Source organism: Haemophilus haemolyticus M19501 (genome assembly GCF_000222025.1).
Taxonomy (GTDB): domain Bacteria; phylum Pseudomonadota; class Gammaproteobacteria; order Enterobacterales; family Pasteurellaceae; genus Haemophilus; species Haemophilus haemolyticus_G.
In genome coordinates this window covers 21,917-45,633 of record NZ_AFQO01000010.1, presented here as the reverse complement: position 1 = coordinate 45,633, position 23,717 = coordinate 21,917, and the positions used below count along the sequence as shown (strand labels likewise).

The 23,717-nt window shown below is 40.0% G+C and carries 25 protein-coding genes, 1 pseudogene and 1 riboswitch; of the genes and pseudogenes, 12 read left to right on the top strand and 14 right to left on the bottom strand.

Going from position 1 to position 23,717, the window contains the following annotated elements; translation table 11 throughout:
- The 6 genes and pseudogenes from GG9_RS0108805 to epmB form a co-directional block, all read right to left on the bottom strand.
- Window positions 1–284, bottom strand: a 284-nt coding sequence (locus GG9_RS0108805; protein ID WP_032825113.1) for an N-6 DNA methylase, incomplete at its 3' end; no start/stop codon positions are given.
- 338 nt (window positions 285–622) lie between these two features.
- Window positions 623–1,930 (bottom strand): annotated as a pseudogene (gene rlmD / locus GG9_RS02695) (23S rRNA (uracil(1939)-C(5))-methyltransferase RlmD); the annotation flags it as partial.
- Complete coding sequence (gene recO, locus GG9_RS02700; RefSeq protein ID WP_005632067.1) at window positions 1,930–2,640, bottom strand: DNA repair protein RecO; 711 nt, start codon at window positions 2,638–2,640, stop codon at window positions 1,930–1,932. The pseudogene rlmD and the gene recO, both read right to left, overlap by 1 nt.
- A gap of 2 nt (window positions 2,641–2,642) precedes the next feature.
- Entirely contained in the window at window positions 2,643–3,047 is a 405-nt protein-coding gene (locus tag GG9_RS02705; RefSeq protein ID WP_005632066.1) for a hypothetical protein, read from the bottom strand.
- A 47-nt stretch (window positions 3,048–3,094) separates the two neighbouring features.
- Window positions 3,095–4,447 (bottom strand): opacity-associated protein OapA, encoded by a 1,353-nt coding sequence (gene oapA, locus GG9_RS02710; RefSeq protein ID WP_005632065.1) that lies wholly within the window; start codon window positions 4,445–4,447, stop codon window positions 3,095–3,097.
- An 84-nt stretch (window positions 4,448–4,531) separates the two neighbouring features.
- Window positions 4,532–5,548, bottom strand: coding sequence for an EF-P beta-lysylation protein EpmB (epmB, locus tag GG9_RS02715; protein ID WP_005632063.1), 1,017 nt, complete (start codon window positions 5,546–5,548; stop codon window positions 4,532–4,534).
- A 37-nt stretch (window positions 5,549–5,585) separates the two neighbouring features.
- On the opposite strand from epmB, the gene efp reads away from it, so the two are divergent.
- The 10 genes from efp to trhP all read left to right on the top strand — a co-directional run bounded on the left by efp (window position 5,586) and on the right by trhP (window position 14,744).
- Window positions 5,586–6,152: an elongation factor P gene (efp, locus tag GG9_RS02720; protein WP_005544066.1), complete on the top strand. Its 567-nt coding sequence runs from the start codon at window positions 5,586–5,588 to the stop codon at window positions 6,150–6,152.
- 214 nt (window positions 6,153–6,366) lie between these two features.
- Window positions 6,367–6,455, top strand: a riboswitch (TPP riboswitch).
- Window positions 6,456–6,528: 73 nt separating this feature from the next.
- Entirely contained in the window at window positions 6,529–7,251 is a 723-nt protein-coding gene (locus tag GG9_RS02725; protein ID WP_005632061.1) for an ABC transporter ATP-binding protein, read from the top strand.
- On the top strand, window positions 7,248–7,985 hold the full coding sequence (locus tag GG9_RS02730; RefSeq protein ID WP_005632059.1) for an ABC transporter permease: 738 nt from the start codon (window positions 7,248–7,250) through the stop codon (window positions 7,983–7,985). The genes GG9_RS02725 and GG9_RS02730 overlap by 4 nt, the downstream gene beginning before the upstream one ends.
- Before the next feature lie 22 nt (window positions 7,986–8,007).
- Complete coding sequence (locus tag GG9_RS02735; protein ID WP_005632057.1) at window positions 8,008–8,952, top strand: ABC transporter substrate-binding protein; 945 nt, start codon at window positions 8,008–8,010, stop codon at window positions 8,950–8,952.
- A gap of 9 nt (window positions 8,953–8,961) precedes the next feature.
- Window positions 8,962–9,609 (top strand): thiaminase II, encoded by a 648-nt coding sequence (gene tenA / locus GG9_RS02740; RefSeq protein WP_005632055.1) that lies wholly within the window; start codon window positions 8,962–8,964, stop codon window positions 9,607–9,609.
- A 14-nt stretch (window positions 9,610–9,623) separates the two neighbouring features.
- Window positions 9,624–10,415 (top strand): hydroxyethylthiazole kinase, encoded by a 792-nt coding sequence (gene thiM, locus GG9_RS02745; RefSeq protein WP_005632053.1) that lies wholly within the window; start codon window positions 9,624–9,626, stop codon window positions 10,413–10,415.
- Complete coding sequence (gene thiD / locus GG9_RS02750) at window positions 10,408–11,217, top strand: bifunctional hydroxymethylpyrimidine kinase/phosphomethylpyrimidine kinase (protein ID WP_005632051.1); 810 nt, start codon at window positions 10,408–10,410, stop codon at window positions 11,215–11,217. The genes thiM and thiD overlap by 8 nt, the downstream gene beginning before the upstream one ends.
- 10 nt (window positions 11,218–11,227) lie before the next feature.
- On the top strand, window positions 11,228–11,908 hold the full coding sequence (gene thiE, locus GG9_RS02755; protein ID WP_005632048.1) for a thiamine phosphate synthase: 681 nt from the start codon (window positions 11,228–11,230) through the stop codon (window positions 11,906–11,908).
- Window positions 11,892–13,196 (top strand): MFS transporter, encoded by a 1,305-nt coding sequence (locus GG9_RS02760; protein ID WP_005632046.1) that lies wholly within the window; start codon window positions 11,892–11,894, stop codon window positions 13,194–13,196. The genes thiE and GG9_RS02760 overlap by 17 nt, the downstream gene beginning before the upstream one ends.
- A gap of 168 nt (window positions 13,197–13,364) precedes the next feature.
- Window positions 13,365–14,744, top strand: a complete 1,380-nt coding sequence (trhP, locus tag GG9_RS02765; RefSeq protein ID WP_005632043.1) for a prephenate-dependent tRNA uridine(34) hydroxylase TrhP — start codon at window positions 13,365–13,367, stop codon at window positions 14,742–14,744.
- A gap of 138 nt (window positions 14,745–14,882) precedes the next feature.
- On the opposite strand, the gene ruvX is transcribed toward trhP, so the two are convergent.
- The 4 genes from ruvX to fadR form a co-directional block, all read right to left on the bottom strand.
- Window positions 14,883–15,308 (bottom strand): Holliday junction resolvase RuvX, encoded by a 426-nt coding sequence (gene ruvX / locus GG9_RS02770; protein ID WP_005632041.1) that lies wholly within the window; start codon window positions 15,306–15,308, stop codon window positions 14,883–14,885.
- Complete coding sequence (locus tag GG9_RS02775) at window positions 15,308–15,868, bottom strand: YqgE/AlgH family protein (RefSeq protein WP_005632039.1); 561 nt, start codon at window positions 15,866–15,868, stop codon at window positions 15,308–15,310. Before GG9_RS02775 ends, ruvX begins: the two co-directional genes overlap by 1 nt.
- The gene (rsmE, locus tag GG9_RS02780; protein WP_005632037.1) at window positions 15,865–16,602 is read right to left on the bottom strand and encodes a 16S rRNA (uracil(1498)-N(3))-methyltransferase; all 738 of its coding nucleotides are present in this window, start codon (window positions 16,600–16,602) and stop codon (window positions 15,865–15,867) included. The genes GG9_RS02775 and rsmE overlap by 4 nt, the downstream gene beginning before the upstream one ends.
- Before the next feature lie 61 nt (window positions 16,603–16,663).
- The gene (gene fadR, locus GG9_RS02785; protein ID WP_005632034.1) at window positions 16,664–17,389 is read right to left on the bottom strand and encodes a fatty acid metabolism transcriptional regulator FadR; all 726 of its coding nucleotides are present in this window, start codon (window positions 17,387–17,389) and stop codon (window positions 16,664–16,666) included.
- A gap of 124 nt (window positions 17,390–17,513) precedes the next feature.
- Between fadR and nhaB the strand changes: the two genes are divergently transcribed.
- On the top strand, window positions 17,514–19,058 hold the full coding sequence (nhaB, locus tag GG9_RS02790; protein WP_005632032.1) for a Na(+)/H(+) antiporter NhaB: 1,545 nt from the start codon (window positions 17,514–17,516) through the stop codon (window positions 19,056–19,058).
- A 9-nt stretch (window positions 19,059–19,067) separates the two neighbouring features.
- Window positions 19,068–19,601 (top strand): disulfide bond formation protein DsbB, encoded by a 534-nt coding sequence (dsbB, locus tag GG9_RS02795; protein WP_005632029.1) that lies wholly within the window; start codon window positions 19,068–19,070, stop codon window positions 19,599–19,601.
- A gap of 45 nt (window positions 19,602–19,646) precedes the next feature.
- Here the strand turns inward: dsbB and GG9_RS02800 are convergent, their stop codons facing one another.
- The 4 genes from GG9_RS02800 to pflB all read right to left on the bottom strand — a co-directional run bounded on the left by GG9_RS02800 (window position 19,647) and on the right by pflB (window position 23,702).
- Entirely contained in the window at window positions 19,647–20,129 is a 483-nt protein-coding gene (locus GG9_RS02800) for a surface-adhesin protein E (RefSeq protein ID WP_005632026.1), read from the bottom strand.
- A 31-nt stretch (window positions 20,130–20,160) separates the two neighbouring features.
- Complete coding sequence (gene pflA, locus GG9_RS02805) at window positions 20,161–20,901, bottom strand: pyruvate formate lyase 1-activating protein (protein WP_005632024.1); 741 nt, start codon at window positions 20,899–20,901, stop codon at window positions 20,161–20,163.
- Window positions 20,902–21,016: 115 nt separating this feature from the next.
- Window positions 21,017–21,307: a putative quinol monooxygenase gene (locus GG9_RS02810; RefSeq protein WP_032825111.1), complete on the bottom strand. Its 291-nt coding sequence runs from the start codon at window positions 21,305–21,307 to the stop codon at window positions 21,017–21,019.
- 82 nt (window positions 21,308–21,389) lie between these two features.
- The gene (pflB, locus tag GG9_RS02815; protein WP_005632021.1) at window positions 21,390–23,702 is read right to left on the bottom strand and encodes a formate C-acetyltransferase; all 2,313 of its coding nucleotides are present in this window, start codon (window positions 23,700–23,702) and stop codon (window positions 21,390–21,392) included.
- Window positions 23,703–23,717 lie beyond the last annotated feature (15 nt).

Genomic DNA, 23,717 nt, shown 5'->3' with positions numbered 1-23,717 from the left:
ACCTTATTTAAATTATCTATACAATTTGTTTTGTGTTTTTCATCTATTTCATTTCCATATATATCATTTTCCAATCCATAGATTATCTTATTTTTAGTAAAATTTTGTTTTAAGCAATCTACTATATATCTATCAACAATTTCAACGAGAAAAGCTCCATCACCACAAGAATTTTCTAGGACCTTTTTCCCATATAGCTTTTCTATATATCCAGCTTGATTTAATATCTCAATGACAATATTACGAGGAGTAAATACCTGACATTCAACATTAATACTTTCCATACATTCACTCTCCTTTACCATATAATTTTTAACTTGAATTAGTATCTTTTCTATTAGATCATCTTAAAATGCCTTAAAGCATCCATGATAGCTTCCTCTTTTTCCGGTGTGCATTGTGGAATAACTTGTTTCTCTTTTTTTGATTTATTATAATGCTCCCTTAATTCAATACCACATTTCTTTTTAATCTGTGCAATATAGAGTGTCGAAACCTTTAAATTGAATTTTTCCAATATATATTCTTTGATTTGTGCATAAGTAGCCTTGCTTTCAGCACTTGTCAAATCAAGCTCATCCAGCTTAATTTCAACATCTATATGCTTATCGACATCGAGTTTGGACAATAGTACTACCGTCTCCAAATGCCCCGTATGAGGGAACATATCTATCACCGCACTTTTTTCAATCTTGTAGCCAAAATTACATAAAATTTCCGCATCGCGCACTAATGTTGCGGGATTACAAGATACATATAAAATTTTCTCTGCTTTCAACTCGCACAACGCATTTAACGCGAAAGCTGCACCACTGCGTGGAGGATCAAGCAAAATTTTATTGAACGACTGATTAGCCCAAGGTTGTTCAACAAAGGATTGGTCAAGATCAGCTTGGAAAAATTCAATATTCTTGATTTGGTTTCTTGCGGCATTTTGCTCCGCTTTTTGTACCATTTCAAAAACACCTTCAATTCCTACCGCACTTTTCACGCGTTTGGCGAGAGGGAGCGTAAAATTTCCCATGCCGCAAAATAAATCGAGCACGCAATCCTGTTGGTTCAATTCAAGCCAATCCAAGGCTGTATTGACCATACGTTCGTTCAATGCTCTGTTCACTTGAATAAAATCACGAATATCAAAATGTAATTTTATGCCATCAGAAAATTGATAATAAGGTGCATCGCCATAGATTTGTTCAATGCCTTCATCGCTTTGTAAAAACAGCATTAACTTTTCTTGTTCAGCAAATTTGAGCAATAAAGTGCGGTCAGTTTCTGCAAGATTTTTCGTATAACGTAACAACATTGCGACGCCATTATCGGCCGCCACCAATTCAATATGCCCAAGCTGTTTCGGCGCAGAGAATTGTTCTAAAAGTGCGGCTAATTTAGGTAGTAAATAATTAATTGCAGGTTCTGCCACTTCGCAAGATTGAACGCTAATTAAATCATTGGTATTTTTCTGACGAAAGCCCATCTCGATTTGTTTTGTGTTTGGATTAAACCATAAACTCAAACGCACACGACGACGATACGCCCAAGCATCGCCGCAAATCATAGGTTGAAATGAAATCGGTTCTGACTGTAACTTACTTAATCGTTTAAACAATGCGGATTCTTTCGCTTTCCTCTGCATTTCAATCGGAATATGTTGCCCTTGGCAACCACCACAACGCATAAAATGAGCACATTTAGGTTCTAAACGTTCAGAACTTTTTACTAACCATTTTTTTGCCGTAGCATGCCCATATTGGCGTTTATCTTCCAGAATACGACATTCCACTTTTTCGTGCGGAAGTGCATTTTCAATAAACCAAGTTTTACCATTAATTTTCGCGACGCCTAAACCTTGATAATCTAAATCAAGAATATCAGCCGTAACGGTTTGAACATTGTTTGTTTTTTGCTTTGGGGTATAAAGAAGAACCATTATTTTAGAAGTAAAATATTTTGAGTGAATAATTCTCGGCTTTTTAATGGTTTATCGCCAAGATAAGGTTTCAGTGCAATACGAGTAAAACGTTTTGCCGCTTGACGTACCGCATCATCAGAAAAATCAAGGGCTTCAAAGGCTAACAAATCTCTTCCGTAAAAGGTGAGATTATCTTTCACTAAGGATGCAATGAAACCTTTTTCCTCACGATAACGATATGTCATTGTACAATCTACAGGCTCGCCAGATCCTGCACAATGCAGAAAATCCACGCCGTAACCGAGAATTTGTAAAAGTTGAAATTCAAAAAGACGCAAAGTTGGCTCAACATTGGTTTCAGTTGCCAAGTCCGTTAAGCATTTTAAATAATGTTGAAACAGCGAAGGATTCGGCGTTTCAGGCTCAATGACACGAGTCAGTAACTCATTCACATAAAAACCGCTATAAAGTGCGGTTTGTTGTAAAGGAAGTGTAATTGCGGCGGGTTCAGCTTTAGTAAGGGTTTTCAATGAACTTTTTCCCGTCCAACGCAACAATAAAGGTGTGAAAGGTTGCAAGACCGACTTCCAAGATGAACGCTTTGCTCGTGCGCCCTTGGCGATCACGGTTAGGCGACCACTTTCTTCAGTAAACAAATCCACTAAAAGACTCGTTTCACTATAAGGGCGACGATGAAGAATAAAGCCTCGCTGGAGTTCGGTTTGCACAATTAATTACCGGATAAACGCTCTACGGGTTGTAACACACATTGTTCCGCTAAAACTTCACCTAAATTAGTTTTTAGCACACTAAAATCATCGCGCTCTTGCCACGCCCAACGAATATTGCCGTAATTTTTACCGCGCTCAGAAATCATTAATGTCAATTTTTCTGACATAGCATTGAAAGTCACCGTAATGTGATGCAATGATTTTTTACGTTTTTTTTGAGTGGAATGAACCACACGAACTTGCTTATCATCTTTACACAAATAAACTTTAGCCTCACCTTTTTGCAAAGCTTTATCTACTTTTTCCACCTGCATCTTTTGCGGCTCTGGCTTCTTTGGTAAACCATTTTGAGTACAACCGATCAAGCAAAGTGCGGTTAAAATTAGAAACGTTTTTTTAAACATAACATCCTACTTGAAAAAGAAAAATGGGCGATTGCTCGCCCTAAAAACTATTTTTTATATTCATAAGAACCATCAGACTGACGGACAAATCGCGTACCGTTAGATAAACGCATTTCATTTACTCGCCCTTGACTGTTCACAGATATCGCAACTTTATCACCTGGTTTAAAGCTACTTAACACATTGCCCGCACCCGCAGCTTTACTCATTGCATTAACATCCGAAATATTAAGTTGATTGTCACGGAATACTTGCATAAGAGAAACGCCTTTAGGCACAGTTAATGTTTTCGCCGATGCAGTTGGTGCAGCTACTTTTGTTGCAGGTTTTGCATCAACTATTTGAACCTTAGTTTCTTTTTTAACTTGAACCGGTTTGGCTTCAACAATTGGTGCTTTTCCTGCTGTTTTAGCGACGGTTTGTTCAGTTGCTTTTGCTGGTACATGTGCTTTTTCAGCAACCTTCACTTCTTTTTTCGCAATATCTTTATGCGCAACTTGTTGTTCTACTACTTTTTTCACTGGTGGAACTGGTGCTACAACAGTTGGCGCTTTTGGCTGTTCCACTTGAGCTTGTTGAGTTTGTAGTGGCTCAGGTTGAGCAGCTTGCATAGGCTTAGCCGAATCCATTGTATTTGAGGTTTGAACAGCAGCTTGAGCCATATTTTGTGGCGCAACCATATTTTGTGGCGCAGCCATGTTTTCTGCAGGTTGATTTTGAGCGGTTACACTATTAGCCGATTCATCTGCTTTTGGCGCATTTTCAGGTTGGTTAGCTTGCTCTGCCGCCATCTGATTTTGTGCAGGAGGATTATCTAAAATCGTGGTTTCAACTGGTTGATTTTGATCTAAAGATTGGAACTGAACTGGGATTTCATTGCTGTTAGATTGAGTGAAAGACTCAACGGTGTCAGAACTTGGTTTTAATGCAAAGAAAATAATCAATAAAATAACCAACACAAAAATAGCCATAAACAAACGACGATGTTTTGCTGGTAATACTTGCAACACTTTCCATTTTTCTGGTTGGGCTAAAATAGGTTTTTCAGCCTTTTCGACGGTTTCATCCGCGTTATTTTCAGCACTGATTTCTTCATCAACAGTAGAAATATTTTCTTCTGTGGAAGAAGTTTGAAGAACTGGCTCTTGTGCTGTTTTCAAATTTTCACTCGGAATTAAAGGAGCATTTTCTTGCGCTGATGAATCGCCAAAAGTAGGTTCTTTACGTTGCTGAAAGTTAGTTTGCACGTGATTTTTTTTGGCAAATAACCCTTTTGCTTTACCTAAAATTGACGAACTTGGCTGAATTGTTTTCTTTGGTGTAATCGGCTCTTGGTTAAGGCCTAAATCTAATTCATCTTGAGATGATTGTTCATTTTGATTTTTATTCATAGAATCCACTGGATTACTCCTGATACTTGTTGTTATTCATGTTAATTAGCCACGGAAGTGCGGCGAAAAAATTACGCGATATTTTATCGGATCTTATTCCGCGTATAAAGTCTTATTTGGTTCGCCAGCAATTTCTCGTGCGAGTTTGGGAACAAGATAGCCAGATGTAAGAGATTGCAAGGTTTTATAAATTTGCATAGCCTCGATATCGCTAATCAGAAAATGGCTCGCTCCTTGCACTTTATCTAGCAAATGCAAGTAATAAGGTAAAATTCCTGTTTGGAAAAGTTTATCACTCAATATTTTTAGAATTTGCGCGTCATCATTCACGCCTTTTAGCAAAACGGATTGATTCAAAAGCGTGACATTCACGGCTTTTAATTTTTGCATCGCATGAGCAAAAATTTGATCAATTTCATTCGGGTGATTAATGTGTGTCACCATAACTGTTTGCAAACGAGTTTCTGCTAATAAGGTACAAAATTCATCAGTAATCCGTTGCGGAATCACGACAGGCAAACGAGTGTGAATACGCAAACGCTGTAAGTGCGGTATGTTTTCCAAATGTTTTATTAACCACGCTAACTCATGATCTTTCGCCATTAAAGGATCGCCACCTGAAAAAATCACTTCTTCAATTTCAGGATGCACCGCAATGTAATCTAATGCCAGTTGCCAGCTTTTTTTATTTCCTGGGTTTTCATCGTAAGGAAAATGTCGGCGGAAGCAATAACGACAATTCACAGCACAACCGCCCTTCGCCATAAAGAGCAAGCGGTTTTTATATTTATGAAGAATATTCGGCACCGCATTGGCATTTTTTTCTTCTAAGGGATCCGTACTAAATCCTTCGGCTTGTACAAACTCTAGATCAGAACACATCACTTGCAAGAAAAGGGGATCTTGCGGATTACCTTTTTCTATTTTATCAATGAAAGGTTGTGGTACGCGGAGCGAAAAAAGTTTCCGTGCAGCAATGGATTGCTCAAAATCATCTTCTGGTAAATTTAAGGCTTTTAGCAATAATTTAGGATCTGAAATCGCATTTTTTAGAATTGTGAGCCAATTTTGTTCTTCTCTAATGACGGGTTCTTGGGTTAAAATACGCACTTTTCAAACCATCTCTAATTTTTAGGATATTAAAAATATGGCTACATATACTACCAGTGATTTCAAACCAGGTCTAAAATTTATGCAAGACGGTGAACCTTGCGTAATCGTTGAAAATGAATTCGTAAAACCAGGTAAAGGTCAAGCCTTCACCCGTACTCGTATTCGTAAATTAATTTCAGGCAAAGTATTAGACGTAAACTTCAAATCTGGTACTTCGGTTGAAGCTGCTGATGTTATGGATCTTAACTTAACTTATTCATACAAAGACGATGCATTCTGGTATTTCATGCACCCAGAAACATTTGAACAATATTCTGCTGATGCAAAAGCTGTAGGTGATGCAGAAAAATGGTTATTAGACCAAGCAGATTGTATCGTGACTTTATGGAATGGTGCGCCAATTACTGTTACGCCACCAAACTTTGTTGAATTAGAAATCGTCGATACAGACCCTGGCCTTAAAGGCGATACAGCTGGTACAGGCGGTAAACCCGCAACATTAAGCACTGGCGCAGTCGTAAAAGTACCTCTTTTCGTCCAAATCGGCGAAGTTATCAGAGTTGATACTCGTTCTGGCGAATACGTATCTCGCGTAAAATAATTGCTTAGATGACAAAAGTGCGGTTAATTTCTACGGTATTATTTAGAAATAGTGTAAATATCTAATAGATAAAACCGCATTCAATTTCAATGCCTTTCCGAAGAATAAAATCGGAAAGGCATTTTGTATAAATTTAGTTTTGCTAAAAAATCATAAACCAAAGCCAATAAAATTCAGCCTTGTTTTATTTTTCATTGCAGTATAGAATTTTTCCTACTTTTAGTCGGGGTGCCGAAAGGCTGAGATGATACCCGTGAACCTGAAACAGTTAGCACTGCCGTAGGAAACTAATATGCCAAAAAATCCATTTTCTTTTCATTCCATTTCTTATCCTTTCCTTTTTATTACGCATTCCCTTTAATCATTGAGGCGAGCGATGGTGCGTATTCAAGATTTGAGTCTTGCCTTTAACGGGCAGACGTTATTTGAGCATCTTAATTTAACCCTGTTGCCGAACGAGTGGGTAAGCTTGTTGGGCTGTTCAGGCGTGGGGAAATCGACACTTTTGCGACTACTGGCGGGCATTGAAACGCAAGGCGTGGTGCAGGGAAAAATCCTATTTGAACCGAAAGTTCGTATTGCGTGGTTGCCTCAAAAAGAGACACTTTATCCGTGGCTATCAATTGTTGATAACGTACAATTGCAAGCGGTCTTATTTGGGCGAAAATCTGCAAAAACCACTGAAAAAGCTAAAATGTTGCTTGAAAAAGTGGGAATGGCAGCACATTGGCACAAGCCTTGTTCGCAACTTTCAGGCGGGCAAAAACAGCGGGTTGCCTTGGCACGCACCTTAATGCAAGAGGCGGATTTGATTTTGCTTGATGAGCCTTTTTCCGCTCTTGATGCCATCAGTCGCCATCAACTTCAAGACTTAGCCTTTGAATTGCTCGAAGATAAATCAGTGCTGCTCGTGACCCACGATCCACAAGAGGCATTGCGGCTAAGCCATAGTATTTTTGTGCTGCGTTCGCCTGAAACTCATCAAACAGCATTGTCGGCGGTGATTCTGCCCGAAGGTAACGCCCCGCGTGAGTTGCATCAAGCCAATTTATGGGCGTTGCAGCAACAATTATTGCGGGAATTAGGGGGCGAACAATGAAAATTCGCCTGCTCAAACCGCTTTTAATTGTAGGTGTGTTGTTGATGCTCTGGCAAATGGTCGCAACCTTGGGCAGCTTCCCACACTACATTTTTCCCTCACCGCAAGCTGTAGGGCAGCAGTTATTCACACACGCTGAACTGCTTTGGCAGCATACGCAAGTCACGTTGTTAGAAATTTGCTTAGGGCTGTTGTTAGGCTTTCTGTTTGGGTTGATTTCGGCGTTGTTGCTCTCATTTTCTCGTCAAATTTCCGCCGTGTTATTGCCGATTTTGGTCATTTCGCAAGCGATTCCCGTGTTTGCCATCGCACCGTTGTTGGTGTTGTGGTTTGGCTATGGAATGGCATCCAAAATTGTGATGTCGGTGCTGATTATCTACTTCCCCGTCACGGCAGCTTGTTATGATGGGCTACGCAACACCCCGCAAGCGTGGCTCGATTTGGCGAAAACCTTTAACATTTCCCCCTTGCGTTTATTGCTTAAAGTGCGATTACCTGCAGCTTTGCCTGCCTTCGCTTCGGGCTTGCGTATTGCGGTTTCGGTCGCCCCGATTGGTGCAGTGGTGGGCGAATGGGTAGGTTCGTCTGAAGGCTTGGGGTATTTGATGATTCATGCCAATGCCAGAATGCAAGTCGATTTAATGTTTGCTGCCTTGCTGATTTTAGTGGCAATTTCACTCTGCTTATATTTCAGTATTGATAGGCTATTACACCGTTTTATTTGGTCTGTTTAACTTTTCATTAAAGGAGAAAAAAATGAAGACAATCATCCGTTATTTCAGCTTTGTAATGGGGCTAATGCTCACACTTCCTAGCTTTGCAAAAGAGAAAATCAGCGTAATGCTAGATTGGTATGTAAACCCCGATCACGCAGCCATCGTTGTGGCTCAACAAAAAGGCTTTTTTGAAAAAAATAACTTAGAGGTTGAAATTATCGAACCTGCTGATCCTGCATTACCGCCGAAATTAGCAGCGGCAGGAAAAGTTGATTTAGCCGTGAGTTATCAGCCTCAGCTTTATCAACAAGTGGCAGAAGGCTTACCTTTAGTACGAGTGGGTTCACTGATTTCAAATCCATTAAATAGCGTAGTGGTACTAAAAAAGAGCAATTTGAAAACCCTTGCTGATTTAAAAGGTAAAAAAGTAGGGTATTCTGTCAGCGGTTTTGAAGATGGATTGCTTGACACAATGCTTCATTCTATTGGTTTAAGCAATAAAGATGTGGAATTAGTGAATGTAAATTGGTCGCTTTCGCCCTCTCTTTTAACTAGACAAGTAGATGCGGTGATTGGTGCGTTTCGTAATTTTGAACTTAATCAGCTTGCTTTAGAAAAGCAAGAAGGCGTCGCATTCTTCCCTGAACAATATGGCGTGCCTGCTTATGATGAATTGATTTTAGTTGCCAATAAAAATAGCGTAACAGATAAAAAAACATCTGCATTTTTGACCGCACTTGAACAAGCCACAAGCTATCTGCAAGCTCACCCCAATGAAGCGTGGCAAGCCTTTGTAAGCTATAAACCGAATGAACTCAACACGCCATTAAACCAACTGGCGTGGAAAGACACGCTCCCCTTCTTAGCCAATAAACCTCGCCAATTAGACGCTAAACGTTATCAACAAATGGCAGAATTTATGCAACAAAAAGGATTAATTCCAAAAGTCTTAGCGTTGAAAGAATATGCGGTAGAAATTGAATAAGGAAAAAAGATGATTGAACAACTCATTCAACAAGCTCAGCCTTATTGGCAACAATATATTGAACACGAATTTGTGCAACAGCTCGCAAAAGGTACGCTGCCAAAAGCTTGTTTTCAGCATTATTTAAAGCAAGATTACCTCTATCTGTTCCACTATAGTCGAGCCTTTGCTTTGGGCGTATATAAAGCAAAAAATTTTGCGGAAATGGAAATTCCTCGCAAAACGTTAGAGATACTCTGCCAAGAAATTCAATTGCATTTAAATTATTGCCGTCAATGGGGCATTAGCGAACAAGAGATTTTTGCTACTCAAGAAAGTGCCGCTTGTATTGCTTATACCCGCTATTTGCTTGATTGCGGCATGACGGGCGGTTTAGCTGAGCTTTATGCAGCCGTGACCCCTTGTGCTTTGGGTTACGCTCAAGTTGCCCGTTACATTACTCAGCATTATCCTCGCTTACCGAACAACCCTTATCAAACGTGGATTGACACCTATACGAGCGAGGAATTTCAACAAGCCGCCCAAGAAACCGTTGATTTTCTTACCACACTTTGCAAACCGCTAAACCCAAGTCAGCTTGCTGAGATTCAACAGATTTTCGCCACTGCAACTAGAATGGAAATTGCGTTTTGGCAAATGGGGTTGGATTTGGCATAACAACAGGAGACAAAATGAAATCCATCTATCTATCCAAAATCCGTGAGCAGAATCCGCTCATTCATAACATCACCAACATTGTGGCAGCGAATTTTAGTGCCAATGGCTTGTTGGCATTAGGAGCTTCGCCTTTGATGTCGGCGAATGTCGAAGAAATGCAGGAAGTACCGAAAATCAGTCAAGCATTGGTCATTAATATTGGTACGCTGATTGGTAAAGATCGGGAGGCGATGTTGCAGGCAGGAAAAACAGCAAATGAGGTTGGAATTCCTGTAGTGTTAGATCCTGTTGGTGTGGGAGCAACGAGCTATCGCCGTGAGACCATTAGCCAATTGCTGGCAGAAGTAAAATTCGCACTTATTCGTGGTAATGCAGGCGAACTGGCTGCCATTGCAGGAGAAGCATGGCAAGCAAAAGGTGTAGATGCAGGTCAGGGCGAAGTGGATTTAAAAGCCGTTGCCGAGAAAGTGGCTCAACGCTATGGCTGTACGGTGTTGATTAGTGGGGCGGTGGATATTGTCAGCGATGGCACACAAACTGCGACCGTTCACAACGGCACGTCATTGTTCCCGAAAGTTACGGCTTCGGGCTGTTTATTGAGTGCCGTGTGTGCTGCATTTTTAGCGGTAAGTGAAGGGAATTATTTTTCTGCGACATTAGAAGCCTGTGTAGCATACACCATTGCAGGCGAGTGTGCGGCGCAAGGCTTAACCACACAAGTGGGACAGTTCCAAATCCGTTTGTTGGACGAGCTTGCTGCACTTTCCCCTGAAACCATTGGACAAAGAGGGCGCATTAATGAGTAATGTGAAACAAGTTTTAACCATCGCAGGGTCAGACAGTGGCGGTGGTGCAGGCATTCAAGCGGATCTTAAAACCTTCCAAATGTGCGGCGTGTTTGGTACATCAGCAATCACGGCAGTTACGGCACAAAACACACTTGGCGTATTTGATATTCACCCTATTCCACTGAAAACAATTCAAGCGCAACTGGAAGCGGTCAAAAATGATTTCCAAATTGCAAGTTGCAAAATTGGTATGTTGGGCAATGCAGAAATTATTGAATGCGTTGCAGATTTTCTTGCTGATAAGCCTTTCGGCGCGCTGGTGCTAGACCCTGTGATGATCGCCAAAGGTGGTGCACCGTTATTGCAACAGCAAGCGGTGAGTGCGTTAAGCCAAAAATTGCTGCCGTTGGCGGACGTGATTACACCGAACATTCCCGAAGCGGAAGCATTAACGGGGATTGCGATTGTGGACGACATCAGTATTCAACAAGCCGCAAAAGCGTTGCAAAAACAAGGAGCGAAGAATGTGATTATTAAGGGCGGACATTCGCTCAATTCGCAAAGTGAGCTGTGCCAAGATTGGGTTTTACTTGCAGATGGTCGTCATTTTACTTTGCAAAGCCCCCGTTTCAACACGCCGCATACACATGGTACGGGCTGTACCTTTTCTGCCTGTTTAACCGCAGAATTGGCGAAAGGCGAACCGTTGCAAAGTGCGGTAAAAACAGCGAAAGATTTTATTACCGCTGCGATTTCTCACCCGTTGAATATTGGGCAAGGACAGGGGCCGACAAATCATTGGGCTTACAGTCGCCTTTAAGGATTGAAAGATGAAAAATATTCAAAAAATCTTACCGCTTTACTTTGTGGCAGGCACGCAAGATTGCCGTCATTTGGGCGAGAACTTGTCGGAAAATTTATTATTCGTGCTTAAACAAGCGTTAGAAGGTGGGATTACCTGCTTTCAATTTCGGGATAAAGGCAAATTTTCGTTAGAACATACACCCTCAGCACAGAAGGCACTGGCGATGAGTTGTCGTGATTTGTGCCGTGAATATGGCGTACCCTTTATTGTAGACGACAACGTTGATTTGGCGTTGGAAATCGAGGCGGATGGCATTCACGTTGGGCAAAGCGATATGCCTGTGCAAGAGATTCGAGCTAAAACAGATAAACCGCTAATTATTGGTTGGTCGGTGAATCGTTTAGACGAGGCAAAAATTGGGGAAAATTTAGCGGAAATTGATTATTTTGGGATTGGCCCGATTTTCCCAACGCAATCGAAAGAGAATCCAAAGCCAACACTAGGGATGGCGTTTATTCAAACTTTGCGAAAAGCAGGGATAACTAAACCGCTTGTGGCAATTGGTGGGGTGAAGTTAGCTCACGTTAAAACCTTACGAGAATTTGGGGCGGACGGTGTGGCAGTGATTACAGCCATCAGTCACGCAGAAAATGTGCAAGCCGCAACAAAAGCATTACGGGAGGCAAGTGATGAATACGCAAAATAGTCTAAAACAGGTCGCGACAGCGACGATGGTCGGCACGGCGATTGAGTATTTCGATAACTACATTTACGCAATGGCAGCGGTATTGGTATTTAACCATCAATTCTTCCATGCCGCAGATCCACTTTCAGGGCAGATTGCCGCCCTTTCCACTTTAGCACTCACTTTTATTGCTCGTCCTTTGGGAGCAATATTGTTCGGGCATTTCGGTGACCGTTTTGGGCGGAAAAATACTTTTGTGATGAGCTTGCTGTTGATGGGCGTTTCCACTGTGGTTATCGGTTTGTTGCCGACTTATGACAGCATCGGTATTTGGGCGACAATTTTGCTCTGTTTGTGTCGTATTGGGCAAGGTATCGGTTTAGGCGGAGAGTGGGGCGGTGCAGCGTTAGTTGCGGTCGAAAATGCTCCAGAAGGTAAACGAGGTTGGTATGGTACTTTCCCACAACTGGGTGCACCGCTTGGCTTGTTGTTGGCAAATGGCGTATTCTTAAGCATTACGGCAATTTTCGGACAAGAAGCTATGGCTGAATGGGCGTGGCGGATACCATTTTTATCTTCCGTTATCTTAGTGGCAATTGGCTTATATGTTCGCCTAAAACTGACTGAAGCCCCGATTTTCCTCGCTGCACTTAACAAGCCAAAACCTAAACGCTTACCAATGTGGGAAGTTTTCACAACCCATTTCAAGCCGTTTTTCTTGGGGATGTTAATTTGTATTGCAGGCTATGTGCTGTTCTACATTATGATTGCCTTTAGCCAAATTTACGCAAAATCTGCTCCAACGGTTTCAGAGGCAGGATACGCAATGGGATTAGGATTTTCCCCGCAAATTTTTACCGCTTTATTGATGGCAAGTGCGGTTTCATTGGCTATTACCATCGCCGTTTCGGGCAAATATATCGACAAAGTTGGTCGCCGTATTTGGCTCATTTGGACAACTGTTGGCGTTGCGATTTTCGGCTTGGCTTTGCCGTTTTTCCTTGAAAACGGCACTACCGCCAGCCTATTTTGGTTCTTGTTTATCGGCATGGGACTTATCGGTATGGGATACGGGCCACTCGCCAGCTTCCTGCCGGAACTTTTCCCAACTCACGCCCGCTATTCAGGTGCGTCACTCACTTACAACATCACTGGTTTATTCGGGGCAAGTGTTGCGGCAATCATTGCCTTACCGCTGAATGCTCACTACGGCTTAAAAGGCGTGGGGATTTATTTAACCCTAAACGCTGTGTTGAGCTTGATTGGATTATGGTTTATTTCAGAAACGAAAGATAAATTACTATCCTAAGATTTGAGGAATTAAATACAATCTATTAAGCGGTTAAATTTTACATAAAATTCTACTAAGAATTTAACCGCACTTTCCTTTACAAGCCAAATATTTTCTCTACAATACCCGACCTAACGATTTGCCTAGCGCAAATCCCTGACCTGAAATCAGACAAAAGAGAATATTATGACAACCCAATTCAAACCAGAATTACTTTCCCCTGCAGGCTCTCTTAAAAATATGCGCTACGCCTTTGCTTATGGTGCAGATGCGGTTTATGCAGGACAACCTCGTTATAGCTTACGTGTACGCAATAATGAATTTAATCACGCCAATTTGAAAATCGGGATCGATGAAGCCCATTCCCTTGGCAAAAAATTCTATGTAGTGGTAAACATTGCGCCCCATAATTCCAAACTCAAAACTTTTATTAAAGATTTACAACCTGTCATCGATATGAAACCAGATGCTTTAATTATGTCTGACCCAGGCTTAATTATGTTGGTGCGTGAAAATTTCCCTAATATTGATATTCATCTTTCTGTGCAAGCCAATGCGGTAAACTGGGCTACGGTAAAATTCTGGAAACAAATGGGATTAACTCGTGTGATTTTATCGCGCGAACTTTCAATAGATGAAATTGCTGAAATTCGCCAACAAGTGCCAGATATTGAACTCGAAATTTTCGTACATGGTGCGTTGTGCATGGCCTATTCTGGCCGTTGCTTACTTTCTGGCTATATCAACAAACGCGATCCAAATCAAGGCACTTGCACCAATGCTTGCCGTTGGGAATACAAAATGGAAGAAGGCACGACGGATGAAATAGGCAACATCGTGCCGAAAATCGATCCTGCTCAACAAATCGAAGTGAAAAATGTAGCACCAACCTTAGGCGAGGGTGCGGTAACGGATAAAGTCTTCCTTTATACCGAATCACAAAAGCCTGACGAACAAATGACAGCGTTTGAAGATGAACACGGCACCTACTTTATGAATTCAAAAGATCTGCGTGCCGTACAACATGTAGAAAAATTGACCGCACTTGGTGTGCATTCTTTAAAAATCGAAGGCCGTACTAAATCATTTTATTATTGTGCAAGAACTGCTCAAGTTTACCGCAAAGCAATTGATGATGCAGCCGCGGGCAAACCATTTGATGAAAGCTTAATGGATACGTTAGAATCCCTTGCTCATCGTGGTTATACCGAAGGTTTCTTACGCCGTCATACGCACGATGAATACCAAAACTACGAATATGGCTATTCTATTTCTGATCGTCAGCAATTTGTCGGTGAATTTACGGGCAAACGTAACGAACAAGGTATGGCTGAAGTGGCGGTGAAGAACAAATTCCTACTTGGTGATGATGTAGAAATGATGACCCCTCAGGGGAATATCAATTTCAAAATTGAAAAAATGCTAAATCGTAAAAATGAAACGGTTGATGCAGCACTAGGTGATGGGCATTTTGTGTTCTTAGACGTACCACAAGATATCAACTTAGACTACGCCTTATTAATGCGTAATTTAGTCAATAGCAATACAAGAAATCCACATAATTAAATGACAAAAAATTGTTAAAAAAATGTTGCATTTTTGTATTTTATTATTATAATAAGCCACATACCTGATTTGTTAATTCAACAACTCATAGTATGACTCCAAATATTTTTGCCCTTTCAGCTTTTGAAAGGGCTTTTTTTATTCCGAATATTCTGCAACCTCAAACCAATTTTCTAGAATCAAACAAGCAGAGATCCCATCTACTTTGCCTTTTTTTAAGGCACGAAAACCGCCTCTGTCAAAAATTTCACTGCGTGCCTCTGTTGTTGTTAGACGTTCATCTTGCAACTGAACATTAACGCCAAAACGACCTTGTAAACGATTCGCAAATTTACGAGCACGCAAAGTGAGATCTTGCTCTGTTCCATCCATATTTAAAGGCAAACCAACTACGACAACATCTGGTTTCCATTCTTTCAAGCATTTTTCGATAGCATCCCAGTTTGGGATACCATCTTGCGCCTTAAAAGCAGGCAAGGCTTGTGCGGTGCCAGTAATACTTTGCCCTACTGCACAGCCTATACTTTTGGTACCAAAATCAAAAGCAAGTGCAGTAATCCCCATTAGCTATGCCCCACTTGTGCAAACACAAAATTATGTGGGTGAATACCAAGCAATTGATTCGCCGCAACATAGCGCTCATCATAAGGCATATCAAATAAAATCTGATCGTTCGCAGTCGCGACTAACCAAGCATTATCAGTGATTTCTTTTTCCAATTGCCCAGCCTCCCAGCTAGAGCACCCAAGAGCGATAAGGTATTTTTCTGGCGCAAGTTCAGAACCTAGCGTCTCTATTACATCAGCAGAGGTTGTCATTGAAAGATCATCCGTAATTTTATAAGTATGCTGAAATTCATTAGGTGTATTCTTATGTAGAATAAAACCTCTTTCATTATGCATAGGGCCACCTGCAACCACCATTTCATTGCTAAAAGTGCGGTCATTTTTCATCATAAAATTGAGTTTTGAATAAAGTTCCGCAATGCTTAAATCCGTGGGCTGATTAATCACTAACCCCATCGAGCCTTGCTCATTATGCTCGCACATAAACACCACAGTACGATTAAAATAATCCTCTAAGTGTGGCATCGCGATCAAAAATTTCCCTTGTAACTCCATCATTCACCTAAATCTCCAAAACAAATTTGTAGTGCACTAATCGCCGCAAGCGATGCAGTTTCAGTACGCAAAACACGCTTTCCTAATAAAATTTCAGTAAATCCTTGCTGTTCAGTTTGTGCAATTTCTTGTGCAGATAATCCACCTTCCGAGCCAATTAATAAACGAATGCCCTCAGCGGGAATACCCGGTAAGGTTTTAATGGAATATTGTGCGCGTGGGTGCAAATTTAATTTCAGTGCCCCATCATTTTCTGCGCACCAATCTTGCAATTTCATCAATGGGCGAATTTCTGGCACAATATTACGACCGCATTGTTCACAAGCTGCAATCGCAATTTTCTGCCATTGTTGAATTTTTTTATCCATGCGTTCGCCATCAAGCTTTACGCCACAGCGTTCAGACCATAATGGTGTAATCACATTCACACCCAATTCCACCGATTTTTGAATGGTAAATTCCATTCGCTCTCCGCGAGAAATCACTTGACCCAAATGAATTTTTAAATTGGATTCTTTATCCGCAAGCTCACTCCCTAAAATCGCTACCTTTACCGATTTTTTATTCGACTCAATAATTTTGGCTGGATAAATATGATTAGAACCATCAAAGAGTTCAATTTGCTCGCCTTCTGTCATTCTTAACACGCGCCCTACATGGTTTGCCGCGTCTTCGGAAAGCTGACATTGAGTTTGATTTTCAAGGGATTCAGGATGATAAATTCTTGGTATGCGCATAATGTTTATCTATATTAATGAAAAAGTGCGGTTAAACTTCACCGCACTTTTGATGTTGAAATTAATCTGAAAGGTTCTGCGGCAATCGCTCTAGAATAGCTTTCCAATAAGTTGAAGAACGTAAATTATGTTTACGAATACAATCCACCACCGCATCGGCATTTCCCGCAAGGCAAATTTGTTGCATTTCTAAATAGAATGTTTTTGTAAGTTCTCGGTGTTTTTCTTCTTTAAAAAATAAAAAGCCAATTCGTTGGTAAACCCCTTTCAAACTATTAAAAATTAAACGATAAAAGGGTTTGTTAGCCACTACGGTAAATTGACGAAATAATTTGTAATCAAATTCTGTGTAATCTTGCGCCGTATTTTGTAATTGATCTAATTCAGCAAAAAGTGCGGCAGATTGCTCTGGAGAATTTTTTACTGCCTCATAAATATAAGATTCAGACATTTTACTGCGTAAAGACAACATATTATCAATAATCAAAGGTGCTGACTGCATATCTAAACCGATTAGTGTTTCAATAATATTCGGCCCTGCCGTATCCCAGATATTATTTACTTTTGTTGGTTTGCCGTGCTGAATAGTCAGCCAACCATCACGCGCTAAACGTTGTAAAACTTCACGCAAAGTGGTGCGAGTCACTCCGATCTTATCGGCTAAATCACGTTCTGATGGTAAATTACTGCCCGTGGGAAAAACATCTTGCCAAATGCTTTTGACAATATATTCTTCTGCTAAGGCTGCTGGACTTTGGGCTTTTAAAATATCGTTATCGTTTTGCATTACAATTAAAAATCAGATAAAAATCAAAAAAAATGCAATTTTATAAAAAAATTACTCAGTTTTTATTATCCTTTAAAGGGGGATATATTACAATGTTCACGTGATAAAAATAATGGAGTTCTCTATGACAAACACACAAGCTTTTATGAAAAACTTTCTTGGGGCGAGTCCAGAATGGTATAAGCTCGCTATTGTGGTTTTTCTTATTATTAATCCTATTATTTTCTTTTTAGTCAGCCCTTTTATTGCGGGTTGGTTACTCGTTGCAGAATTTATTTTTACGCTAGCAATGGCATTAAAATGCTATCCTTTACAACCAGGCGGCTTATTAGCGATTGAAGCCATTATTATCGGGATGACAAATGTAGAACACGTAAAAACGGAAATTATGGCAAACTTTGAAGTAATCCTGTTACTGATGTTTATGGTGGCAGGTATTTTCTTTATGAAACAATTACTTCTTTACGTATTCACGAAATTACTTGTCAAAATTCGTTCAAAAATTGCACTCTCCCTTGCATTCTGTTTTAGTGCAGCTTTTTTATCTGCTTTTCTTGATGCATTAACGGTTGTTGCCGTAATTATCAGCGTAGCAATGGGATTCTATGGTGTTTATCACAAAGTCGCATCAGGTAATAATTTAATTGATGCCGTTGATATTGCCGATGATGGGAAAATTACAACACAACACCATGAAACCTTGGAAAAATTCCGTTCATTCTTACGTAGTTTGATGATGCACGCTGGCGTCGGTACAGCACTTGGTGGTGTGATGACGATGGTGGGTGAACCACAAAACTTAATTATTGCAGAACAAGCAAAATGGAACTTCATTGAATTTTTCTTCCGTATGGCACCAGTTACGATTCCAGTATTTATCTGCGGATTGCTCACTTGCTTCTTAGTCGAAAAATTCAAATTATTCGGTTATGGTGAAAAATTACCTGAAGACGTATGGAAAATATTGTCAGATTTAGACCGCACTAATTCAGAAAAAATGTCTAAACAAGACAAAATTAAATTAGGCGTCCAAGCGTTAATCGCAATTTGGTTAATTCTTGGATTGGCGTTTCATCTCGCGGCGGTAGGCTTAATTGGTTTAAGTATCATCATTTTTGCCACAGCATTCACTGGTGTGACTGATGAGCATACTATCGGTAAAGCATTCCAAGAATCCTTACCTTTCACTGCATTGCTCGTGGTATTCTTCTCTGTGGTTGCCGTAATTATTGATCAAAAACTTTTTGCACCAATCATTCACTTCGTTCTTTCTGCGGAAGAAAATACACAGCTTGCCTTATTCTATGTATTTAACGGCTTGCTTTCTTCTATCTCTGATAACGTATTCGTTGCAACGGTTTACATCAATGAAGCCAAAGCTGCACTGACTAATGGAGTAATTGCACCGCATCAATTTGAATTACTATCAGTTGCAATCAATACAGGTACAAACTTGCCGTCAGTAGCAACACCAAATGGGCAAGCTGCCTTCTTGTTCTTATTAACTTCATCATTAGCCCCATTAATTCGGCTTTCTTATGGAAGAATGGTTTATATGGCTTTACCTTACACGATTGTACTTTCGATCATTGGGTTACTGGCTATTGAATTTATCTTACCAGCTGCTACTATTTGGCTAGCAAACTTAGGTTTGATTTTTCCAATTTAAGGAGGAAAAATGCTCGCACTTTTAAAACAATTTTCTGAAAAACGTTCTGCATGGTTTCTGCTGGCATTCTCAAGTTTAGCACTAGAATCTACCGCACTTTACTTCCAATATGGAATGGGATTACAACCTTGTGTACTTTGCGTGTATGAACGTTTAGCAATAATTGGGTTATTTATTGCGGGCATTATAGGTTTACTTCAACCTCGCGCTTTAATCATTCGATTAATCGCTTTGGCATTAGGCTTATTCAGTGGCATTAAGGGATTATTGGTTTCATTCCGTCATCTTGATTTACAAATGAATCCAGCCCCTTGGAAACAATGTGAATTTATTCCAAACTTTCCTGAAACTTTACCGTTTCACCAATGGTTTCCATTTATGTTTAGCCCGACTGGCTCTTGTAATGAAAGTCAATGGTCATTATTCGGTGTGACGATGGTGCAATGGCTGGTATTTATTTTTGCAGTATATGTGATAATTCTTGCTTTATTATTAATAGTTCAAGTAGTCAAAACACGAAAACAAAGAAGAATATTTAATTAAAAAATACGGTGAAACTTCACCGTATTTTTTATTCGCTAGATTTTGTTATTTTTTATCTGAAGGCTGTGCTCTGCCATAATTCGCACAAATAATCTGAGCAGCATTATAAAGCGTTGTATCAGGTGTTAGACTTAACGTATGTTTCTTTTGCTTTTTAGGTGCTGCACGTAAACCTTGTCCCCAAAACTCATCATAGAAATCAGTTCGCACTTGAGTTAAATGATAATTTGCACAATTCAAAATCTTATACTGACGAACAGAACGTGCATAACGTTTAGGCTCAGGATAAACATATAATCCCTTATCTAAATTAACCACAGCATCAAAATGTACAATTTGTGGCTCTTGATTATCCACCCAGATCGATTCACTATCGATGTAATAATTTACATTCTTCACTAAACGTACATATCCACTTCGCACATCGGTCGGCGGTGTCAGCTTCACATCATTTTGTTCAGCCTTTTGAGTTTGAGCAGAACAGGCGGTAAGTAACCCAAGTGATAATGTTAAAATAATTTTTTTCATTATTTACTCCTTATGTTAGCTAGCATTTATTCTAGAATTTTACAGTGTGTCCATAACCTTCTAGGATTATTTTAATATACTCTAACGATTCTTTGGTTGGCGGTAATACATCTTCAAGCTCATAATCTAACCCAAGGGTTTTCCATTTATGCGCACCTAATCGATGATAAGGAAGAAGTTCAACTTTTTCAATATTGGTCATACCCTCAATAAACTGACCTAATAAATGCACATCGTGATCGCTATCAGTATAACTAGGAACCACAACATAACGAATCCATGTACGTTGATTACGTTTTTGCAAATATTTTGCAAATTCAAGGGTACGTTTATTGGGTACCCCAATAAGATTTTGATGAACTTGATCATTAAGCTCTTTTAAATCGAGTAAAACAAGATCTGTTACATCCAATAATTCATCAATAATATGATCATAATGACGCACAAAACCATTTGTATCCAAGCAAGTATTAATCCCTTCTGCTTTACAAGCACGGAACCAATCGCGCACAAACTCTGCTTGTAACACAGCCTCACCACCAGACGCCGTAACACCACCGCCAGTCGCATTCATAAAATGGCGATAAGTCACGACTTCTTTCATTAAATCTTCGACACTGATTTCTTTACCACCTTCAAGATCCCAAGTATCACGATTGTGGCAATATTTGCAGCGCATCAAGCAGCCTTGCATAAATAAAATAAAACGAATACCTGGCCCATCTACCGTACCACAGGATTCAAAAGAGTGAATTCTTCCAAGAACTGACATACATAAATTTCCTAAAATTAGATATAGCTGAATTTTACCAAAGATTTAGTCTATAAAAAATGAGCCTGATTTAAATCAGGCTCATAATTAAAATATATTTATCAAAGTGCGGTCATTATTCGCTGACTTTTTGAAAGGTTTGCACCACTGGCGCTTGTTCACAATACTCGACCAATACAGGTACAATTGAGGTAAAGTGTGGCGTTACAAAATGTTGTTCTAAGTCGGCTTTGCTTTTCCATTGCTCAATAAAAACATAATGATTAGCCTGCTCACTATTTTGTTGTAATTCATAAGATACGCATCCTGTTTCTTGACGAGTATGCTTAATTAATTCTTGGCATTGAGTTAGAAAATCATTAATTTTGTCCGCTTTTACTGAAAATTGGGCAATAACTGTTAGCATAATTTGCTCTCCTATATATAAAAATAAACCACTCACAAAACTAGTCTGTGAGTAGTTTATATTAAAACATAATATTATTTACTTAGAAAGACTCAGTAAATGTACGGGTTACGACGTCTTGTTGTTGCTCTTTAGTTAAAGAGTTGAAACGTACTGCGTAACCAGATACACGGATAGTCAATTGTGGATATTTATCCGGATTTTCCATTGCATCTAACAACATTTCACGATTTAGCACGTTCACATTTAAGTGTTGGCCACCTTCAACAGTTGCTTCGTGGTGGAAGTAACCATCCATCAAGCCAGCAAGATTACGACGTTGTGCTTCTGCATCTTTACCTAACGCATTTGGTACGATTGAGAAGGTATAAGAAATACCATCTTTCGCATAAGCAAATGGAAGTTTAGCAACAGAAGTTAATGATGCTACCGCACCTTTTTGGTCACGACCGTGCATTGGGTTCGCACCTGGTCCGAATGGTGCACCAGCACGACGACCATCTGGGGTATTACCAGTTTTCTTACCATAAACCACGTTAGAAGTAATGGTTAATACAGATTGTGTAGGCACTGCATTGCGGTAAGTTTTAAGTTTTTGAATTTTCTTCATGAAACGTTCAACTAAGTCGCAAGCGATATCATCAACACGGTTATCGTTGTTACCATATTGTGGATATTCACCTTCGATTTCAAAGTCGATTGCTACGTTAGTTGCAACAACATTACCATCTTTATCTTTGATGTCGCCACGAACTGGTTTAACTTTCGCATATTTGATTGCTGAAAGTGAGTCAGCCGCAACAGAAAGACCCGCGATACCGCAAGCCATGGTACGGAATACATCACGGTCATGTAACGCCATTAATGCGGCTTCGTATGAATATTTATCGTGCATATAGTGGATGATGTTTAAGGCAGTCACATATTGTTTAGCCAACCAATCCATAAAGCTGTCCATACGGGTCATTACTGTATCAAAATCTAATACTTCATCAGTAATTGGTGCAGTTTTCGGACCTACTTGCATACCTAATTTTTCATCGATACCGCCGTTGATTGCGTATAACAATGTTTTCGCTAAGTTTGCACGCGCACCGAAGAATTGCATTTGTTTACCCACAACCATTGGTGATACACAACATGCGATTGCGTAGTCATCATTGTTGAAGTCTGGACGCATTAAATCATCGTTTTCGTATTGAACTGATGAGGTATCAATCGATACTTTCGCACAGAAACGTTTGAAGTTTTCAGGTAATTGTTCAGACCAAAGAATCGTTAAGTTTGGTTCTGGAGAAGTACCCATGTTGTAAAGAGTGTGTAAAATACGGAATGTATTTTTAGTTACTAATGTACGGCCATCTAAACCCATACCTGCGATGGTTTCAGTTGCCCACATTGGGTCACCAGAGAATAATTGATCGTATTCAGGAGTACGTAAGAAACGAACCATACGGAGTTTCATTACTAAATGGTCAACTAATTCTTGCGCTTCAGTTTCAGTAATTTTTCCTGCTTTTAAATCACGCTCAATGTACACGTCAATAAAGGTTGCGGTACGACCGAATGACATGGCAGCACCATTTTGTGATTTGATTGCAGCAAGATAAGCAAAGTACATCCATTGAATAGCTTCTTGAGCATTAGTTGCTGGGTTAGAAATATCATAACCATAGCTTGCCGCCATTTGCTTCATTTGAGCAAGTGCACGGTGTTGTTCTGCGATTTCTTCACGTAAACGAATTGTTGCTTCAAGATTTACGCCATCTTCTAAATCTTTCTGTAAAGAAGAGAATTGTGCGTATTTATCTTTCATTAAGAAGTCAACACCGTAAAGCGCTACACGACGGTAGTCACCGATAATACGGCCGCGACCATAAGCATCTGGAAGACCAGTTAATACACCAGATTTACGGCAACGTAAAATATCTGGCGTATAAACATCGAATACACCTTGGTTGTGGGTTTTACGATATTCAGTGAAGATTTTTTTCACTTCAGGATCTAATTCACGACCGTAAATTTTGCATGAGCCTTCCACCATTTTGATACCACCGAATGGCATAATGGCACGTTTTAAAGGTTCATCAGTTTGAAGACCAACGATTTTTTCTAAGTCTTTGTTAATGTAACCTGGTGCGTGAGAGATAATGGTAGATGGCGTATGTTCATCAAAATCTAATGGCGCGTGAGTACGGTTTTCAATTTTAATACCTTCCATCACAGATTCCCAAAGCTTAGTTGTTGCTTCAGTTGGACCTGCTAAGAAAGAGTCATCGCCTTCATACGGGGTATAGTTTTTTTGGATAAAGTCACGTACATTGACATTTTCTTGCCAATCACCACCAGCAAAACCAGCCCACGCCAATTTTTGCGCTTCATTAAGTTCTGACATAGTCATTTCCTTTGT

What these genes read in the sequence shown, in the direction of transcription:
- thiE (WP_005632048.1), top strand. Translation starts at nt 11,228, where the DNA reads ATGAAAAATATTCAAAAAATCTTACCGCTTTACTTTGTGGCAGGCACG.
- ruvX (WP_005632041.1), bottom strand. Translation starts at nt 15,308, where the DNA reads ATGGGGATTACTGCACTTGCTTTTGATTTTGGTACCAAAAGTATAGGC.
- GG9_RS02810 (WP_032825111.1), bottom strand. Translation starts at nt 21,307, where the DNA reads ATGCTAACAGTTATTGCCCAATTTTCAGTAAAAGCGGACAAAATTAAT.
- efp (WP_005544066.1), top strand. Translation starts at nt 5,586, where the DNA reads ATGGCTACATATACTACCAGTGATTTCAAACCAGGTCTAAAATTTATG.
- GG9_RS02735 (WP_005632057.1), top strand. Translation starts at nt 8,008, where the DNA reads ATGAAGACAATCATCCGTTATTTCAGCTTTGTAATGGGGCTAATGCTC.
- fadR (WP_005632034.1), bottom strand. Translation starts at nt 17,389, where the DNA reads ATGCAAAACGATAACGATATTTTAAAAGCCCAAAGTCCAGCAGCCTTA.
- thiM (WP_005632053.1), top strand. Translation starts at nt 9,624, where the DNA reads ATGAAATCCATCTATCTATCCAAAATCCGTGAGCAGAATCCGCTCATT.
- pflB (WP_005632021.1), bottom strand. Translation starts at nt 23,702, where the DNA reads ATGTCAGAACTTAATGAAGCGCAAAAATTGGCGTGGGCTGGTTTTGCT.
- nhaB (WP_005632032.1), top strand. Translation starts at nt 17,514, where the DNA reads ATGACAAACACACAAGCTTTTATGAAAAACTTTCTTGGGGCGAGTCCA.
- GG9_RS02800 (WP_005632026.1), bottom strand. Translation starts at nt 20,129, where the DNA reads ATGAAAAAAATTATTTTAACATTATCACTTGGGTTACTTACCGCCTGT.
- GG9_RS02705 (WP_005632066.1), bottom strand. Translation starts at nt 3,047, where the DNA reads ATGTTTAAAAAAACGTTTCTAATTTTAACCGCACTTTGCTTGATCGGT.
- dsbB (WP_005632029.1), top strand. Translation starts at nt 19,068, where the DNA reads ATGCTCGCACTTTTAAAACAATTTTCTGAAAAACGTTCTGCATGGTTT.
- GG9_RS02775 (WP_005632039.1), bottom strand. Translation starts at nt 15,868, where the DNA reads ATGATGGAGTTACAAGGGAAATTTTTGATCGCGATGCCACACTTAGAG.
- thiD (WP_005632051.1), top strand. Translation starts at nt 10,408, where the DNA reads ATGAGTAATGTGAAACAAGTTTTAACCATCGCAGGGTCAGACAGTGGC.
- GG9_RS02730 (WP_005632059.1), top strand. Translation starts at nt 7,248, where the DNA reads ATGAAAATTCGCCTGCTCAAACCGCTTTTAATTGTAGGTGTGTTGTTG.
- tenA (WP_005632055.1), top strand. Translation starts at nt 8,962, where the DNA reads ATGATTGAACAACTCATTCAACAAGCTCAGCCTTATTGGCAACAATAT.
- GG9_RS02760 (WP_005632046.1), top strand. Translation starts at nt 11,892, where the DNA reads ATGAATACGCAAAATAGTCTAAAACAGGTCGCGACAGCGACGATGGTC.
- trhP (WP_005632043.1), top strand. Translation starts at nt 13,365, where the DNA reads ATGACAACCCAATTCAAACCAGAATTACTTTCCCCTGCAGGCTCTCTT.
- pflA (WP_005632024.1), bottom strand. Translation starts at nt 20,901, where the DNA reads ATGTCAGTTCTTGGAAGAATTCACTCTTTTGAATCCTGTGGTACGGTA.
- GG9_RS02725 (WP_005632061.1), top strand. Translation starts at nt 6,529, where the DNA reads ATGGTGCGTATTCAAGATTTGAGTCTTGCCTTTAACGGGCAGACGTTA.
- rsmE (WP_005632037.1), bottom strand. Translation starts at nt 16,602, where the DNA reads ATGCGCATACCAAGAATTTATCATCCTGAATCCCTTGAAAATCAAACT.